Annotated in this window: 15 protein-coding genes and 1 pseudogene; 4 read left to right on the forward strand and 12 right to left on the reverse strand. The window is 70.4% G+C overall.

What is annotated here, in order from left to right:
* The first annotated feature begins 97 nt into the window (after positions 1-97).
* Positions 98-1,306, forward strand: coding sequence for a septum site-determining protein Ssd (gene ssd / locus OG435_RS25250; protein ID WP_430625776.1), 1,209 nt, complete (start codon positions 98-100; stop codon positions 1,304-1,306).
* A pseudogene (locus OG435_RS25255) lies at positions 1,303-1,881 on the forward strand (ATPase, T2SS/T4P/T4SS family); the annotation flags it as partial. The gene ssd and the pseudogene OG435_RS25255, both read left to right, overlap by 4 nt.
* A gap of 355 nt (positions 1,882-2,236) precedes the next feature.
* Here OG435_RS25255 and OG435_RS25260 read toward each other — a convergent pair.
* Together OG435_RS25260 and OG435_RS25265 are read right to left on the reverse strand one after the other, a co-directional pair.
* Positions 2,237-2,716, reverse strand: a complete 480-nt coding sequence (locus OG435_RS25260) for a hypothetical protein (RefSeq protein ID WP_266880003.1) — start codon at positions 2,714-2,716, stop codon at positions 2,237-2,239.
* Between the two features lie 158 nt (positions 2,717-2,874).
* A complete protein-coding gene (locus OG435_RS25265; protein ID WP_266880005.1) occupies positions 2,875-3,201 on the reverse strand; it encodes a DUF6415 family natural product biosynthesis protein in 327 nt (108 codons plus the stop codon).
* A gap of 119 nt (positions 3,202-3,320) precedes the next feature.
* On the opposite strand from OG435_RS25265, the gene OG435_RS25270 reads away from it, so the two are divergent.
* On the forward strand, positions 3,321-4,436 hold the full coding sequence (locus OG435_RS25270; protein WP_266880007.1) for a helix-turn-helix domain-containing protein: 1,116 nt from the start codon (positions 3,321-3,323) through the stop codon (positions 4,434-4,436).
* Between the two features lie 14 nt (positions 4,437-4,450).
* The gene (locus tag OG435_RS25275; RefSeq protein WP_266880009.1) at positions 4,451-5,029 is read left to right on the forward strand and encodes an HD domain-containing protein; all 579 of its coding nucleotides are present in this window, start codon (positions 4,451-4,453) and stop codon (positions 5,027-5,029) included.
* A 67-nt stretch (positions 5,030-5,096) separates the two neighbouring features.
* Here OG435_RS25275 and OG435_RS25280 read toward each other — a convergent pair whose 3' ends face one another.
* From OG435_RS25280 to OG435_RS25325, 10 genes are all read right to left on the reverse strand, one after another.
* Positions 5,097-7,352 (reverse strand): hypothetical protein, encoded by a 2,256-nt coding sequence (locus tag OG435_RS25280; RefSeq protein ID WP_266880011.1) that lies wholly within the window; start codon positions 7,350-7,352, stop codon positions 5,097-5,099.
* Positions 7,353-7,362: 10 nt separating this feature from the next.
* Positions 7,363-7,731 carry a hypothetical protein gene (locus OG435_RS25285; RefSeq protein WP_266880013.1) on the reverse strand — a complete coding sequence of 123 codons (369 nt, stop codon included), beginning with the start codon at positions 7,729-7,731 and terminating at the stop codon, positions 7,363-7,365.
* Positions 7,721-8,152 carry a hypothetical protein gene (locus OG435_RS25290; RefSeq protein ID WP_266880015.1) on the reverse strand — a complete coding sequence of 144 codons (432 nt, stop codon included), beginning with the start codon at positions 8,150-8,152 and terminating at the stop codon, positions 7,721-7,723. Before OG435_RS25290 ends, OG435_RS25285 begins: the two co-directional genes overlap by 11 nt.
* A complete protein-coding gene (locus tag OG435_RS25295; protein WP_266880017.1) occupies positions 8,152-8,415 on the reverse strand; it encodes a hypothetical protein in 264 nt (87 codons plus the stop codon). The genes OG435_RS25290 and OG435_RS25295 overlap by 1 nt, the downstream gene beginning before the upstream one ends.
* A gap of 9 nt (positions 8,416-8,424) precedes the next feature.
* Positions 8,425-9,336, reverse strand: a complete 912-nt coding sequence (locus tag OG435_RS25300) for a hypothetical protein (RefSeq protein ID WP_266880019.1) — start codon at positions 9,334-9,336, stop codon at positions 8,425-8,427.
* Positions 9,336-9,578 (reverse strand): hypothetical protein, encoded by a 243-nt coding sequence (locus tag OG435_RS25305; RefSeq protein WP_266880021.1) that lies wholly within the window; start codon positions 9,576-9,578, stop codon positions 9,336-9,338. The genes OG435_RS25300 and OG435_RS25305 overlap by 1 nt, the downstream gene beginning before the upstream one ends.
* 69 nt (positions 9,579-9,647) lie before the next feature.
* On the reverse strand, positions 9,648-9,920 hold the full coding sequence (locus OG435_RS25310) for a hypothetical protein (protein WP_266880023.1): 273 nt from the start codon (positions 9,918-9,920) through the stop codon (positions 9,648-9,650).
* Entirely contained in the window at positions 9,917-10,396 is a 480-nt protein-coding gene (locus OG435_RS25315; protein ID WP_266880025.1) for a hypothetical protein, read from the reverse strand. Before OG435_RS25315 ends, OG435_RS25310 begins: the two co-directional genes overlap by 4 nt.
* A gap of 15 nt (positions 10,397-10,411) precedes the next feature.
* Complete coding sequence (locus OG435_RS25320) at positions 10,412-13,732, reverse strand: hypothetical protein (RefSeq protein ID WP_266880027.1); 3,321 nt, start codon at positions 13,730-13,732, stop codon at positions 10,412-10,414.
* A gap of 16 nt (positions 13,733-13,748) precedes the next feature.
* Entirely contained in the window at positions 13,749-16,076 is a 2,328-nt protein-coding gene (locus OG435_RS25325; RefSeq protein WP_266880029.1) for a phage tail tape measure protein, read from the reverse strand.
* Positions 16,077-16,078: the final 2 nt, after the last annotated feature.

Genomic DNA, 16,078 nt, shown 5'->3' on the forward strand with positions numbered 1-16,078 from the left:
ACGGTGATTCCGGCCGCGAAGTCCGCGGCGCTGGATTTGCGGCGAGAAGGAGGCGGAGATCGTGGCTGGATCGAAGTCGTGTGAAGTCCGGGATCTCGTGGTGGACGGCGGGGGCGGGCCGAATCCCGGGGCCGGCGGGCCTGTGGCCGCCGGTGGACGGCCGCTGATCATCACCGAGAACCCCCTGCTGCTCGACGACCTGCTGCGGCTGTGCGCGGCCGCGGGGGCCGAGCCCCATGTGCACCACGCGGTGCCGGAGCAAAGCGGAGCCGGTCGTGACGGTGGCGACGGGAGGGGCGACGGAAGTGGCGACCGGAGTGGCGACTGGAGTGGCGCGGGCGCCGCGGGCGTCGCGGGTGTCGGCTGGGAGACGGCGCCGCTCGTCCTCGTCGGCGACGATGCCGCGCGGCGGGTGCGCGGTGCGCCCCGGCGGGCCGGGGTCTTCCTCGTCGGCCGGGACCTGGACGACCCCCACGTATGGAAGCGGGCGGTGGAGATCGGCGCCGAGGAGGTGCTGACCCTTCCCGACGCCGAGAGCCTGCTCGTCGACCGGATCGCCGATGTGGTGGAGGGGGCCGGGCGGCCCGCCCTGACGGTCGGGGTGATCGGGGGCAGCGGCGGAGCCGGAGCCTCCACCCTCGCCTGCGCCCTGGCCCTGCGGGCCGCCCGCGCAGGGGAGCGGACCATCCTCATCGACGGAGACCCCCTCGGCGGCGGTATGGACGTCCTTCTCGGGGGCGAAGCCGCCGAAGGACTGCGCTGGCCCGACTTCGCCGCCTCCCGCGGACGTGTCGGCGCCGGAGCACTGGCGGAGTCTCTGCCCGAACTGCACGCCCTGCGGGTGCTCAGCTGGGACCGCGGGGACCGCGTGGTGGTGCCGCCCGCCGCGATGCGCTCGGTGGTGGCCGCCGCGCGGCGCCGGGGCGGGGTCGTCGTGGTCGACCTGCCGCGCCGGGTCGACGAAGCCGTCGCCGAGGTGCTCGCGCAGCTGGACCTGGTGCTGATGGTGGTGCGGGGCGAGCTGCGGGCGGTGGCCGCGGCCGGCCGGGTGGCGGCCGGAGTCCGGATGGTGGCCCGGGACGTTCGCGTGGTCGTACGGGGCCCCGCGCCCGGCGGGCTCGACGCGGAGGCCGTCGCCGGACTCCTGGGGGTGCCGCTGGCCGGCGAAGTCCCCGTCGAGGTCGGGCTCCCGGGCCGGGTGGCCGAGGGCGAGCCCCCGGGAGCGCACGGCCGGGGCGCCCTGGCCCGCTTCTGCGATGGCTTCTGGCAGCGCGCGCTCGGCTCCGCCCAGGGGGTGTCGGTATGAGCGCCGTACTCCTCGACGCGGTGCGCCAGCGGCTCGCCGAGAGCGGGGCGGAGCCCACCCCGGCGCGGGTGGCGGCTGCCCTGCGCGCCCAGGGCCGGCTGCTGGGCGACGCGGAAGTGCTCGGTGTGGCCGCCGAGCTGAGGTCCGAACTGGTCGGCGCGGGCCCGCTGGAGGCACTCCTCGCCGACCCCGAGGTCACCGACGTCCTGGTGGCGGCCCCCGACCGGGTGTGGGTGGACCGCGGCGGCGGGCTGGAGCTGACCGGGGTGACCTTCGCCGACGCCGCCGCCGTGCGCAGGCTCGCCCAGCGGCTCGCCGCCGTCGCCGGGCGCAGGCTCGACGACGCCCGGCCCTGGGTGGACGCCCGGATGCCCGACGGCACCCGCCTGCACGCCGTACTGCCTCCGGTGGCCGTCGGATCGGCGTGCCTGTCCCTGCGGGTGGTCCGGCCGCGCGCCTTCACGCTGGAGGAGCTGGTCGCGGCGGGGACGCTGCCGCCCGGCGGGCAGCGGCTGCTGCGGGACATGGTGCGGGCCCGGCTGTCCTTCCTGGTCTCGGGAGGCACGGGCACCGGCAACCCGAAAACTGGGTTATAGCGCCCCTAGGTCGCGGTTGCAGAGGGTAGCCGGGCATGGGAAAGACCCCGGCCGACGGGGAGAAGTGTCGGCCGGGGATAGGTGGGTCTTACTCAGGCTGTCGACAGGCCTCGCACGCGACGTTCAGGGGGGCCTTGCTGCTCAGGTCCACCATCATCGTCACGCCGAATCCGTGCGGGCAGAGGCGGCGCGGGCGCCGTCCCTGCTGGCGCTGGATTCGGGTCGCGTTCAGGCCCGCCATCAACTCGCGGTACCGAGGGTCAACCCACTCGCGCGGTCCCGAGCTATCACTCACGGAGACACCTCCTGTACGGAACGCGTCGAGAGTAGCGGCTCAGGAGGCCGGCGGTGCGGCGCATCCGGAACCGCCACTAGTGCACTCGGAGTGCATGCAGTCCCCAGCGTGGATCTCGGTGTCTGCGAGCGGCCCCCACAGGTAGGCGTCCGGCTCGTACCCGGCCTCCCGGATGGCGTCCATCGTGCTGTCCAGGGTGTCGGCGTCCCGCCGCAGCGTCTCCGGGCCCTCGGGGCGGTGGTCCACGAACCGGCCGACCCCGCCGCACACCTCGCGGTACATCTCCGTGTGCAGGATCAGGGCATGCCAGCCCATGTCGACGGTCTTGGACGGGCGCAGGTGCCGCCCCGTAGAAGTGGCCGCGGCGGCCACGAACTTCAGGGCCTCGTCGACGATCCGCGCGGCGAGTGCCTCGTCGATGCCGTCGTTGTCGCGCTGTACGAGGTGCGTGACGCGGGTGAATCCCTCCTCGGTCAGGAGGTGCTGGGCGGAAGCGCTCAGGGCGGTCGGGGTTGCCATGATGGTGGCCCTTCCAATCGAGGATGCGGCCCGCCCCGGTCACCGGAAGGGGGGACGATCGGGTGCCGGGGCGGGAGTTCAGTGGGCAGTGCCGATGGCGATCGCGGCGAAGATGCAGAGCACGATCACCACGTACAGGAGCTGCCGCAGGCGCTCGGTCACTGGGCGCCTGACGGCTGCGGCTCGCCGAGCGTGGAAGCCATGGCTCGGATAATGCGGGCGAGGCCGCGGGCGTGGTTCCAGTTGGCGTGATCGCCGTGGCCCAGCGGGCCCGATTCGACGAAGTAGGCCCACTCGGTGAGGGCGGCGCCCGCGCGCTCGGTGCGCTGGGCCGCAGGGATCTGGTTCACCTGAGCGTGGAGCTTGTTCCCGGCGGTGATCAGGTCGTCGACCAGGTGCGCCACGCCCTCGGCGTCCGGCCGCTGGTCGTAGGACGCCAGGGCCCGCGCCGCGAGCTCTTCAATCGTCTGGGTCTCGCCGGTCATACCGGTGCTCCCTACCGTCGTCAGCGGGTGGTGTGACGAGCCTAGATATTCGGCCGGACGCCTCGAAGTGACCCGCAGTACGGGTACTTTGGAGGCCGCTCGCAGGCAAAGGGGGCACCATGCCCATCAACGCGAATCCCACCCTGACCGCCAGTCAGGGAACACGGCAGCGAAGCCGCACCGGCATCGTCTCCGGCTACGTCTTCCGCCTCATCCGGGAGCAGCTCGGCCACACCCAGGAGTCACTCGCAGAGGCGTTCAGCGTGTCCACGGACACGGTTGCTGGCTGGGAGTCCGGCCGCCGACCGCTTACGTCGCTGGCCGTCGGGCAGATGCTGTTCCACCGGCACCGGCTCATGCAGATGGGCATCAGCCCGACACTGCTCCTCGCCCTCGACAAGGCCTTGGAGGCCGACGTCCTCCTGGCGAGCGCGCTCGAGGATGACGGACCCACGAGCAAGAGCCCTATCGGCGCGTGGGTCATGCAGCGCGACCTGGTCGAGGTGTTGGCCTGGCCCCTGAACGGGGTGACCCCAGAACCGATGCGCACCCTCCAGCCCCCGGCTCGCCCGCGCCGCGGCCCGGCGCCCACCGGGCCGGAACTTGCTCCGGGGGATCGGCGCCGGTTCTTCCATCGCATGCGGCGCACAGCCGAGGAAGCACGTGGCGGGCCCTTCCTCCTTCGGCGCCAAGCCCTCTACCTCGCCGGATACGACGACGCGGCAGACACCTCCGAATGGCTTGCCCAGCAGCAGAAGGCTGAGCGCCCAGGTGACTGGCTGACCCAGTGGCTCAACGCGCGGTCAGTCGCTGCAGTTGCCGCCCGGCAGGGGGACCGCGACCGAATGAATCATTTCATCACGACCGCCCTTGAGGACGACGACGCCGGCGAGACCGCGAACCTCAGCTACTGGGCCTACTGGATCGGGGAGTCACCACACCTTCAGCTCGCCGATGACTTCATCGCAGACCCGACAGCCCGGACGTGGCACGGGCACAAGCTCCTTCAGCACCTCGTGACCGGGCTTTCTCCGGAGCAGGGGTTCTTCGACTTGAACGTGCACACCCTGTGGGCGCTTCTCGCTGCCAGGCCCAACCTCCTTCGGGCGCAGTCCAGTCCAGGCCGTGCTCTCCGGGATCGGTTGACCGTGCTGTTGGATGTCACCGAGCCCTCGACGCGCGCGCGGCGCGAGCTGGAGGGAATCCGGTACGCCATCCGCCTCGCCGAGGCGTGAGAAGGAGAACAGACGTGGCTGACGACCTGTCCGCAGTGGCTCGCTTCCTCTACGAGGCAGGCACCCTGAAGAACACGGCCCGCACGGGCTGGTGGATGGCCGGCGTCAAGCTGCCCGAGAGCGTCGCCGAGCACTCGTGGCGCACCTCGCTGATCGCCTCGATCATCGCGAAGCTGGAGGGTGCAGACCCGGCGCGCGCCGCGTTCCTCGCCACCTGGCACGACACCCAGGAGACCCGCACGGGGGACGTCAACTACCTCGGCAAGAAGTACGCGACCGGAGCCGACCCCGAAGCGGTGACCGCCGACCAGACGGCAGGGATGCCCGCGCTGCTGGCCTCGACGATCCAAGAGCTCGTCGCGGAGTACGAGGCCAAGGACTCGGCGGAAGCTGTCTGCGCACGCGATGCCGACAAGCTGGAGTGCCTGCTCCAGGGCATCGAGTACAAGGCTCAGGGGTACGAGGCGGCGCAGCGCTGGATTGACAACAGCCGGGCCAGGCTTACGACGGAGACCGGGCAGCGGCTCGCCGAGGAGCTGCTCGGGCAGGGCACGCTCGACTGGCTCCGGGCGGCCCTCGGCGAGAAGAGCTGATCCCGGACGCACGAAAGCGCCCCCTCCCAGCCCGAAGGCCGGAGAGGGGGCGCTGTGCTGTGCGGGGTCAGATGAGGATCCACTGGCCCCCGGAGGGGATGGCGGTGACGGTCTCCCACTGGGTCGTGATCACCTTCGTGGCGGCGCCGTTGATGGTCTGGCCGCCGGTCGTCGCCAGCGTGACCGTGTTGGCCGACGCGTCACCCTTCACGAACGTGTAGCGGTTCGGGGTGGCCACAGCCGAGATCAGCGTGATGACCCGATTGGCGGCCGACGCGTCCACGACGAGGACCTCGTCGATGATCCGGACCGTCTCGTCCCCGGTGACGGTTCGGACGGGGAACGGGGTCTGCCCGTTGATCACCTTGATGCCGCACGGGTTGGACACCGTCACACCCGACTCCGTGAAGAGCCCGGTGAGGCGCACGATGCCGCGGGCGGCGGCCATCGCCCCGGCGCTGCTGCCTGCGATGTTGGGGGTCCCCGACTCGGTGGACAGTTGGTCGATGTCGACGATCGGACCGATGCCAGCCGAGCCCGCGCCCATGATGTAGAGCTCGTTCGTGCAGGCCTCGATGGAGGCGTTCAGGATCTTGATGGCGTGGACGGAGCCGACTGACCCGGCGTAGGTCCCCACGAGCACGGCGCCTGCCCAGCAGTAGAGGGCCATGTAGCGGTCGATCATCGCGTGTTCGGTGATGAAGGCTGCGTAGGTGTAGCCGCCGCCGATCGAGACGTTCTTGCCGACGACGTTGTCGTTGTTACCGGGCGCTGGGAAGAGCAGGCCGACGCTGAGCCCGGTGCCGAACACGCCGGGCGAGGTGTAATCCGTGCTCGGGCTGGCCACCGTGCCGAGCGTTCCGATGCCCACGTTCTCGATGTGGGCGTTGGCGCAACCGTAGGCGTTGATCGCACCGTAGGTCAGGCCGAACGAGGAGTGCGTGGTGAGGATGGCCATGTTGCGAACTACCAGCATCACGTTGCTGTACAGCGCGGCCGCCCCGTAGCCCCAGCCCTCCTGGGGCCCGGACAGAACGCCCGGGTTGCCGTCGTTGTTGATGTTGGTGATCTGTGCGGAGGTCGACGAGTACACCCCGGCCGAGACCCAGCAACTGCCGGAGATCTGCGGCACGGTCTGCATCCAGTGCCGGACTGCGGCCGCGCCGTCGGTCTCTCCGCGGAACTCCAGGATCGGCTTCCGGCCGGCGACCGGGTACACGCCGAACACGATCTGCCCGTTGCCGCTGCGCGTGTTGTTCAACGGGCCCGCGATCATGTGCGGCTTCGGCGGGGTGTACACCTGCGCATAGCTGTTGCCCGCGGCGAGGTACGCCTCGGCGGCGTCCGTCGCGGCCTGGATCGCGCTCGTGTTGTCCGTTCCCCACACCACCTGGGCGCCGGTCACGGTCACCGCGGCGTTCGCGGACAGGGTGACCTGGGTGTCGCTCTGCCTGCTCAGGATCGTCGCCACCAGGCTCGTCACCCCGGTCGCTGCGGCGCCCTTCACGATGATGGACTTCCCGACCGGGCTCGACGCTGCGGTAAACGGGCCGGACGCCGACGTGAGGACGGCGCTGCCGGACGTCATGGCGCCGTCCGTCACGACCCGCACGTCCCCGACCGCGCCGTAGGCGCTGACGTCGAAGACCCACGGGGCGGCCGCCGTGAAGCGCGGGTCGTCGCCCGCGGCCACGGTGCCGGCCGTCGTGCCTACGGCGCGGGTCGCGCTGCTGCCGAGGCCCAAGCTCGTGCGGGCGGTCGACGGCGACGGCAGGTCGGCTAGGTTCTGCACCTTGGCGAGGTACTTGGAGGCGGCGTCTGCGCGATCGCCGTGCGGGTCGACGGCGCCAGCGTGAGCGTCGACCGCGGCGTCGGTGTACGCCTCTGCGTTCGCCTCGGAGCCATCGGCCCCCGGCGGCCCCTCGGGGCCCGGAGCGCCGTCAGCACCAGCCGGACCCTCCGGCCCCCGGACGTAGCCGACATCGCCCGGGTCCGCGTCGACGAGGTCGGTGATGTCGATGGAGTCGACGCCCGCGTCGAGCGCGAACGGGCGCCGCCGGTAGGGGCGGCCGTCGATCCGCTCTTCAAAGATCCATACCCTGCCAGTGGCGGGCTCGACCCCTGCGGCGTCGGTGGTCACGAGGGTGACGGAGAACGCGCCCGCGACGAGCTCGACCGTTGCGCCCCCGGTGAGGACCTGGTCCCCGGTCTCGTCCGTCCACACGCCCGGGTACGGGCTGATCACGACGCGGCCGGTCTGGTTGGCTCCGGTGGTGGGATTGACGTAGCGGCCGGTCACGACGCGCGTCGTGGGCAGCGGCATGACGGCCTCCTCAGTCGATCGAGTAGGGGATGAGCTCGGGCGGCACCGGATCGGGGACGGTGCCGGCCGCGCGGAGCTGGCGGTGCGCGGACCGGAGTAGGCGCATCGCGTGGCGGAGGAGCTTCTCCAGGGTGGTGACGCGGGTGGTCTGCTGCTCGACCAGCCTGGTGAGGTGGTCGACCTTCCCTTCGAGCGTGCTGATCTTGCCGCTCATGTCCCGCCAGATTTCCGGCGCGACCTCCAGCACGGGCGGCCCCTCGTCGCCCGCGCCGGCTCCGGTCGCCGCGGGCTTCGGCGCGGACAGCCGCGCCACGAGCACACTGCCTATGAGCCCGATCACCGCGATGATCACACCGAGGACGGAGTTCTCACTCCCCACGGCCCACCCCCTCACATGCGCATCTGCGCGTCCGCCCCCCTGTAAGAACTGCGATCACCACCACCATCAGCAGGGCTGCGACGTACAGCGGCACGGCCGTCCACGCAGTCCCGTAGGCGCCTGTGACCGCGGCCGCGGTGAAGGCCAGCGCCCACACGAGGAGCGGCCCCGTCAGCCCCGCGAACCCGGGCAGGTCCTGGCCCGGGCGGAGTGCTGCGGTGAGAACGCCGGCCAGGCCGCCCGCGATCCACACCCCGCCCCAGGCCTCCATGCACATGAGGCTCAGGAGTGGGCCGGTGGCGGCGACGATCCCGGGCCGGTCGGTGACGATGAGGCCGATGCCGTACCAGATCCAGCAGGCGCCGACCCCGGCCAGGGTGAGGCCGCGCCACTGGAGGTGCCGCCACAGGGCGGCCAGCACTACACGCCCCGGGCGGTCGACGCGGAGTTCTTGTCGCCGAACAGGCGGGCGGCGAGGCCCTTCACGAGGGTGCCCGCGGCGATGATCCCGGCCGTGCCGACGGACTGCCAGAAGGAACCGTGCAGCATGTCGGCCGGGCCGGCCGCGATGAGCACACCGCCGACCGCGACGGTGCCGGTCCATAGGATGCGCTCGGCGAGGTCCTTGGCGTAGGTGGCGCCGGTCTTGATGATGGCGTCGGAGGTGGGGAACGGATTGGTCACGGTGGCCTCCTAGTTGGTGGTGGGGGCGACGGTCACGGTGACCTTGAGGGTGCCGTCAGCGAGGGCCTGGCGGACCTCGCCGGGCGTCATCTTGGCGTCGCTGATGGCCGTCATGAGCTGTGCCTGGAACACGTCCTGCCAGACCAGCCACCAGAACGCCGCCTTCTTGGTGCCGTCCCGGCTGCCGTCCGGGCGGACGTTCGGAAGCTGGTGCTCCCACACCGCGGCTGCGATCTCCTGGGCTGTGGGCATGTCGTCCTCCTCGGACGGGTCGGGGGTCTCGCCGTGGGCGTATTCGAGGACGCGCGCGAAGTTGATGTTGCCGGGGTCGCCGTGGTCGTTCTCCGGCACGTGCTGGTGGCCGAGCCAGCCGTAGTAGGCGCCCCACTGCGCGCCCGACAGGCGGACACCGTTGGCACCGTAGGAGCCGCCGGTCTGGCCCTTCTTGTAGGCCTTCCACGTCACCGTGGACTCCAGGCGGATGCCGTGCTGGTCATGCGCCCACCGCACGATCCGGGCCAGCTCGGCAAGGAGCCAGTCCGGGGCGTCCGGCCAGAAGATGTAGTCGACGCCAGCGCGTTCGCCGTCCCACGAGCCGGCGTTCCGCTCGTCGCAGGTGCCCACGAGTTCGAACTGCACGGCGTTCGCGGTGTTTGTCTCGACCCCTCCAGCGAGGTTGACGAGCGCGCGGCTGGAGACGTCGAAGTCGTAGTGCTGGTAGACACGTAGCTTCCGGGCGGGGATGTCCGGCAGCAGCGTGAAGTTCGGGGCGTCCCGGCCACCGCGGTAGTCGGGGACGGTGCGGCCCTCGGTGGTGTGGAGGACGCCGACGTTCGACTCCATGGCGTTGCCCGGCCAGGCGTCCTGGAACCAGTAGGTGAGCGAGGCGCCGGGGTACTTCTGCGGTCCGGTCTTGGCCATCAGACGCGCTCCGGCCAGTGCCAGGAGCCGCCCTCATACGAGCCGTCCGCTTTGGGCTCGCCATGGGTCACTCCACGGTTGAAGAACATGCCCTCGGGATTCAGCACCGCGAGATCCACGAGGAACTGGCCGTGCACGGCCGTGATGATGGCGGCCCGGCACTGCGAGGTGTACTCGCCGCCCGGGGTGCCGTAGCTGACGTAGTGGACGATCCGCCCGACAGACGGGCGTGGTTCAGGCATGAGGGCCTCCAGGGCATGAGGAACGCCCCGGCCGGCAGCGGCGCGGGGCGTGAGGGTTCAGAGGTTCGGCTACCAGCCGGGTGGCAGCCGGCGCGCGGGCGGCCGGCGCGGGTCGTCGGCGGGAACCTCGAAGGGGAACTCGACCACCGACGGCACCGGGCACGTGCAGCCGCGGTTCTTGCCGGGCCCTGGGCACTTGGCCTCGTGGACGTAGGCGGCCGCCTCCGGGCTGAGCGCGTGGTCCGGGCACGCGAACACGGGCACCGTGTCCGTGGTCTTCTCGTCGGCCCGCTGGCGCCATTGCACCACCGCGGCCACACCGCAACTGCACGAGGCACTCATGCGTGAATCCATTCCACATACATCATCGACGCGGACTCGCCGACGAATGCGGTTGAGAGACTGCCGCCAGAGTTCTGTCCGCCAGCGCCTTCGACGTAATCCCCGACGCCCAGATCCAGCATGTGGCTGGCCTCGGAAATCCCCGCCAGCGTTCCGGCCCCCGCAAGGTTCGCGGCACCCTGAATGAAGCTGCCATTCAGGTGAATGCGGGCCCCCCTGCTGCCGGTCGCGTTGGTGGCGAACGCGGCCCGGACAGTGACCCGATATGTACCAGCGAGCTGGCATGTGTACCGGCTCGTGTTGGAGGTCGTGGAGTGGCCGCTGTAGGTGTCCTTGATTTCCGAGTCGAATGTGAGCACACCCCACGTCCCGTTGGGGACGGACTGCACGACCGTCTGTTGGAGAATCGCGACGGGCGGATTCTCCAGTTTATCGAGAAGCGCACCAAGGATGGATTGGCCCGCGTAGAAGGTCATCGACTAATCCCCCTTTCAGAGAGCTGCAATTGCGGGCTGTGCAAGGCCGACCTGTGCCCCAGCCGTATGCGCCTTGACGATTCCGTTGGTGCTGCGCGTCACGGGAATCCGCTGCGGCGACAGGACTGTCCAGTCGTGGAAGCGGATCTCCGGAGACACATTCGTGTTCCCGGTCAGGCCGGATCCTGCGAGGCCTACGAGACCCTCAGCGATCGGGCTGCTGGTCACGGTTTGGTCGACGTGCCACGTGCCCGGCTCATCGCCGGCCGTTGGCCACACCCGGCCCAGCACGCGGTCCCCGATGACCCGCATCCGCACCTGGACGATCGAGCCCGGTGTGTAGGTGACGCCCGTGGCGCTCGACCCGACCACGGTGGTGCCGAGCATCACGGACAGAGTGATGCCGCCGGCAGTGGTGCCCTCCACGCGGAGCCGGTAGTAGTCCGCGCTGGACGTCCAGCGGGCCAGGAGGGACGCGGCGAGCGATGCCCCGGTGGCCGTCGCCGAGAACGCCACAGCGGCCCGGACGTCGCAGTCCTGGCAGGACTCGGCGACGGTCATCTGGCGGTTGGTGGTGGGTGTCGCCGACAGCGTGATCACGCCGTATGTGGCTGCGACCGAGCGGTCCGAGGTGGGGCCGCCCGTCGCCGTCCACACGTGCCCGTCCGACGCAGTGCCCCAGGACCCTGCCCCCACGGACCGCGTGAACGTATCCGCTGCCAGAGGGAGTGCGGGGCCGGTTGCCGTGACGACCTCCCCACCGACCACCAGATCGAACGGGTAGTCGGCCGGACTCGGCGTCCACAGCACCGGCGGATAGCCATCCGTCTGCACCGTGTGCACCGTCAAAGACGTCCCCGTCGAGGTGACGCCCGTACCGAGCACGGAGCCCGTCGTGTCCCCGCGCGCCGAGTCGACGGCGGCCACCGTCCACGGGCCCGCCGGGCTGCAGTTCAGTACGAGGTCCCACGAGTTCGGGTGTCCGATGGTCTCGGTCCAGCCCTCGACGATCAGGTCGATCGGGCCCGGCGGCAGCCAGCTCGGGGGGTTGACGATCTGGATCCGGTCGCCGATGTCGAGCGCGAGGACGTCCTCGATCAGCGACGGTGCGGCCGCCAGGTCGATGTGGACCGTTGGGTAGCGGGCCTCATCCCACGTGCCCATGTGGAGTCGCCACCACGCGATGTGCGCGAGCTGGTTGTCCTTCGCGACCGAGATGGTTCGCGCGTCCTCGTAGACGCCGATCCCGTCGGGCGGCGCCAGCACGGACATCGGGCCCGTCTCCTGAACGGCCAGCGCAGAGCTACCGCCGGCCCGGCTCACGGTGACGGAGTTCCGTGCCCGCTGGTCGTCATCCGTCGGCTGCAGCGGCGGAGCAACGTGGCCGGCCTGCGCGTAGTCCAGGGTGAGTGCGACCGGCTGGTTGTACAGGGAGTCCTGCGACCGGTACTGCAGGGCCAGCCTGTCGCGGCGCTCATGCAACACACCACCGTCGGAGGCCTCACACTCGCCGAGGAGGGTGAGCAGCTTGTCGGGCCGCTGCGGCCCCATCGCCGCCAACGCCGAGGTCGAGGTGAGAGGCACACCCTCCTCGGTGCTGAGTCGCAGGAGTCGGCTGCCCGCGGCTTCGCCGAGCCAGCCGTCATCGGCGCGGTCGTACACCGTGGTGTTTGACGAGGCGAACACGCCGAGGTGGCCGAGGCGCACGTCGGCCGCGAGCGCACCAAACCCGGTGTTGATGCCCGTGACGGTGCCCGCGGTCGCGACGACGGTACCGTCGTTGCCGAAGCCGCTGCCCGACACGTCGACCCAGCCGACCCGGAACTTGGTGTTCCCGCCGGACTGCTCGGCCGTGATCTCTAGGCGCGTCCACGCCCCGTAGAACCCGAAGCCGGTGGCCAGCGCACTGACGTTGAACACGCTCGTATTCGACGGAGAGTACCCGTCGAGAGAGACACCGGTGCTGTCGACGGTGAGGACGATACGGGAAGCGGTGCCGCTGGTTGTGAAGTCCAGCAGCACGGTTGGCGAGGCGGGCGCGGCAGCCCAATAGAAGACCATGGCGACAAGCCACTGACCGGTGGCTGTGTGTGAAGGCACGGCCCCGGCCATGCGGGCCCCCGCCGTGATACGGGGCAGCGGGCTGGACCCGAGGAGCGAGTCATCGGCAGCAAACTCGAATCCGGTCACGGCCAGCGGGGCGGCGTTCGGCAAGGGCGAGTAGGCCTGGACTGCCTCCCGTCCGTCCTCCATCGGCCAGTACGCGCGCGGGTTACCGACCGTGGGAATGCGCCGGCGCAGTGGGGAGGCCAGGGGCTTGGCGCCCTGGCCGAGGCGGCGCAGGATCCCGGCTGCCTCGACCGGGACGTAAACGTCTCGCCCGGACTCGTCCCACCGTGGCGGCCACGAGGAGACCTCTGCGGTGCACCGGTACTCGCGGTTGCTCACGGCCGCGGTCCCGGCGAACGACCATGTCCGGCCCGCCGAGTCGAGGAAGCTGGAGTTGCCCGGGGGCAGCGCGCGGTAGTCCGGTGCCGCGACGACGGAGCCGCCGATACTGGCCCGCAGTTCGAAGCGGTGCCCGCGCCCGGCGAACGGCGCGCGCGGCGGGTTGGTGTCGGACTGCTCAGGGGCCACCCGCAGCGGCGCACCGCTGTTGTAGATGGACGTCGTGCCGACTCCGGTGGTGGTGCCCACGAGCGCCCACGGGCCGGCGAGGCTGGGCGCCTGGTACAGCGTGGCCGTCCACCCGGACGCCCCGTTGTTGACGTCCAGTGTCATGCGCAGGGCGGCGCGGCGCGGCAGCCGGGGCAGCGGGATCGTGGCGAACTGGCTGGTGGTGACAGCACCGCTGGTGGTCCAGTTGATGGTGCTGTTGCCGTTGAGTAGCCGCCACATCCAGCCGCGGTTCCCGTCGGATCCCCACTGACCGATGATCGTCTGGTTCAGCGTCGACGACCACCAGTCCGCCGTGAGCTCCGCGCGCACGTCGAGGTCGGTCACCGCGAACGAGGCGTGGTCCGTCGCGGCCGAGGTGTTCGCGGTGCCGCCGTCCATCGACAGATACGACTCGGTGCCCGGCACGGAAAACCGGATCGGTGTGTTCCTGCCAATGAGCCCGTAGTTCGGCGAGCTCGGATTGCGCGGGCTGTACTTGTTCTGCCGGTTGTCGAGCTGGAACGTAGCCCGGGTCGGGTCTACGCGAGCGGCCTCGTCCGGCCGGCCCCGCTCGATCGTGAGCGGGGACCGCGCATACAGGTCCGCCGTGATGTCGGTCCACACCCCGCCGATCTGCATCTCGGCGAGGAGCTCGATCGGGGTCTGAGGAAAGGCCACGGCGGGTCCTCCTTCCCTATTGGCCGTATGCGGTCTGCACGGAGCCCTGGCCGACGACGCGGACGGACTTGCGCATGAGCTTTGTGAGGTCGCTCTCTGCACCGGTGAAATCGAAGATCACACGCACCGCCTGTGGTCCGTACCCGGGCCGGGTCAGCGGCGCCGCGCCCGCACCACGGGCGAGTTGCTGTCCGGCGAGCACGGACTGGCCGGCGCTTGGGGTGGGGACGAGGGTGGCCATCGCATCGGCGACGTCGCCTTGCCGTGCCTCGATTCCAACGACGACCCCGGCCGGGATCCACTGGCCGAGCTCGGCCATCACCTTCGACGGCGACGCGATGCCGAGGGCTTTCGCGATCGGGCCGGGGATGAGGTTGCGGGCCCAGCCGATGAGGGTGGAGCGGAGCCAGCCGCCCATGGACTGGATGCCGCGCCACAGTCCGGAGACGACGTCGCGGCCCTTGTCGGTAAGCAGGTTCCCGAGGTTGCCGATCCCGGCGGAGATCATGCCGGGCAGACCACGGACCCAGTTGACCATCGCGGTGCCGCCGTTGATGGCGCCCTGTTTGATCGTGGCCCAGTGCTTGATCATCAGGCCGATCGGGGTGAAGTTGAGGAACGCGTTGTAGATCATCCCAGGCACGCTCATCAGCCAGCCGACGATCGCGTTCCACGCGGTGATCGCGCCCTGCTTGATCGTGTCCCAGTGCTGCCAGATGATCCCGCCCAGCGTCCACGTCAGGAAGAAGTTCCAGATCTGGTCGACGGCCCACTTGATGCCGCCCCAGACCGCGTTCCACGCGGCGACCGTGGCCGCCTTGATCTGGTCCCAGTAGGTATAGATCAGTGCGGCCAGCGCGATGACCCCGAGGATGATCCAGCCAATCGGGCCCATCGCGATCAGCCACTGCGCCGCCATCGTCGCCGCCCACACCACAGCCCGCGCCGCCATCATCACGAACTGGCCGACCGCGACGAGACCGGCCCGTACAACGGCAGCGACCCACGTGCCGATGGAGGTGAGCGCCGAGCCCAGCCATGCAGCGGACGTGGTCGCCGCGGAGACGACCGCGGCTCCGGCGATCCGGGCGTACATGCCGAGCCCGATCGCGTTCATCCGCAGCCAGTTCCCGATCACGGTCCAGCACGACGCGGAGATGATCGCGTGAGCACCGGCCACGACAGCGGACACGGCGGAGTACACCATCATCGCGCCCTTGACCACGAGCACCGTCGCGGCCAGAGCGAGGAAGGTGAGGACCAGGGGCTTGACGACGGTCTGGTGTTTCATGGCCCAGCCGACGACGGCGCCGCCCACCTCGGTGAGCTCGCCGATCGCCTTGCGCTTGAACGTCTCCAGCTGCGAGGCGGCCGAGCCGCCCACGGTGTCGACCATGCGGTCGGCGGCACCGGTTGCCTTGTCCATGCCGGACGCCGCTGCTGCGGTGGCCGGGTCGAGCGCGAACAGCGCGGCGCCAAGGACGTTGCCCGGGTCACCGAACAGGGCGGCCGCCGCGTTCAGCTTGACCTGCTCATCCTTCGTCCCGCGCATCTTGTCCATGGTGAGCTGCAGCGCTTTCTCCGCCTGCTCTCCACCGGCACCGATCATCTTCGCCATCGTCTTCGAGCTCAGCCCGATCGACTTGAACGCATCGTCGACCGGCTTCCCGCCAGCGAGCGCACGCTCACCGAATTGTCCGAGCGCATCGGCAACCTGGTCCGCGTCCCGGGCGCCGGCCTTCAGTCCCTGGGAGAGCAGCCCCGTTGCGGTCTGCGCGTCGAGCCCGATGCGCCTCCACTGAGTCGAGTACTCGTTGAGCGTTTCGAGGTAGTCGCCGCTCTTATCGGCCGAGGACTGCAGTCCGGCGGTGATGATGTCGAAGGCTTCGTCTGCGTCCTTCGCCAGGCCTGTCCGCAGCAGCTGGCCGACCGCAGCGGTGGCCATCGTCAGGTCCTGGTCGAAGGTGTCGGCCAGCGCGAGGGCCTTGGTGGTGATGCCCTCCAGTCCGCCCTTCGCCTTGCTCACGTCCCCGATGTTCTGGTACACGCCCTTGATCGCAAGGTTCACGGTCTCGGTGCTGTCGCCCCACGCGTTCTGGTAGACGCTCGCCGAGACCTTCGCCATCGAGGCCGCCTGCTCGGGGCCGAGCGCCAGCTGTGCCGCAAGCTTGGCGTTCGCGGCGCCCACGTCGAGCGCGCTCGTGATGCCGACAGCGAGTGCCCCCGCTACGCCAGCTCCGATCGCCGCGGACGCGGTCGTGACCCGCTCGCCGAACTTGCTGATCTCGCCGGACGCCCGGTCACGCGCGATCAGGTTGAAGACGAGCGAGGTATCGGAGGCCACGT

Origin of the sequence: Streptomyces sp. NBC_01264, from assembly GCF_026340675.1 — a bacterium.
Taxonomy (GTDB): Bacteria; Actinomycetota; Actinomycetes; order Streptomycetales; family Streptomycetaceae; genus Streptomyces.

What these genes read in the sequence shown, in the direction of transcription:
- OG435_RS25270 (WP_266880007.1), top strand. Translation starts at nt 3,321, where the DNA reads ATGCCCATCAACGCGAATCCCACCCTGACCGCCAGTCAGGGAACACGG.
- OG435_RS25305 (WP_266880021.1), bottom strand. Translation starts at nt 9,578, where the DNA reads ATGCCTGAACCACGCCCGTCTGTCGGGCGGATCGTCCACTACGTCAGC.
- OG435_RS25315 (WP_266880025.1), bottom strand. Translation starts at nt 10,396, where the DNA reads ATGACCTTCTACGCGGGCCAATCCATCCTTGGTGCGCTTCTCGATAAA.
- OG435_RS25300 (WP_266880019.1), bottom strand. Translation starts at nt 9,336, where the DNA reads ATGGCCAAGACCGGACCGCAGAAGTACCCCGGCGCCTCGCTCACCTAC.
- OG435_RS25265 (WP_266880005.1), bottom strand. Translation starts at nt 3,201, where the DNA reads ATGACCGGCGAGACCCAGACGATTGAAGAGCTCGCGGCGCGGGCCCTG.
- OG435_RS25310 (WP_266880023.1), bottom strand. Translation starts at nt 9,920, where the DNA reads ATGAGTGCCTCGTGCAGTTGCGGTGTGGCCGCGGTGGTGCAATGGCGC.
- OG435_RS25260 (WP_266880003.1), bottom strand. Translation starts at nt 2,716, where the DNA reads ATGGCAACCCCGACCGCCCTGAGCGCTTCCGCCCAGCACCTCCTGACC.
- OG435_RS25280 (WP_266880011.1), bottom strand. Translation starts at nt 7,352, where the DNA reads ATGCCGCTGCCCACGACGCGCGTCGTGACCGGCCGCTACGTCAATCCC.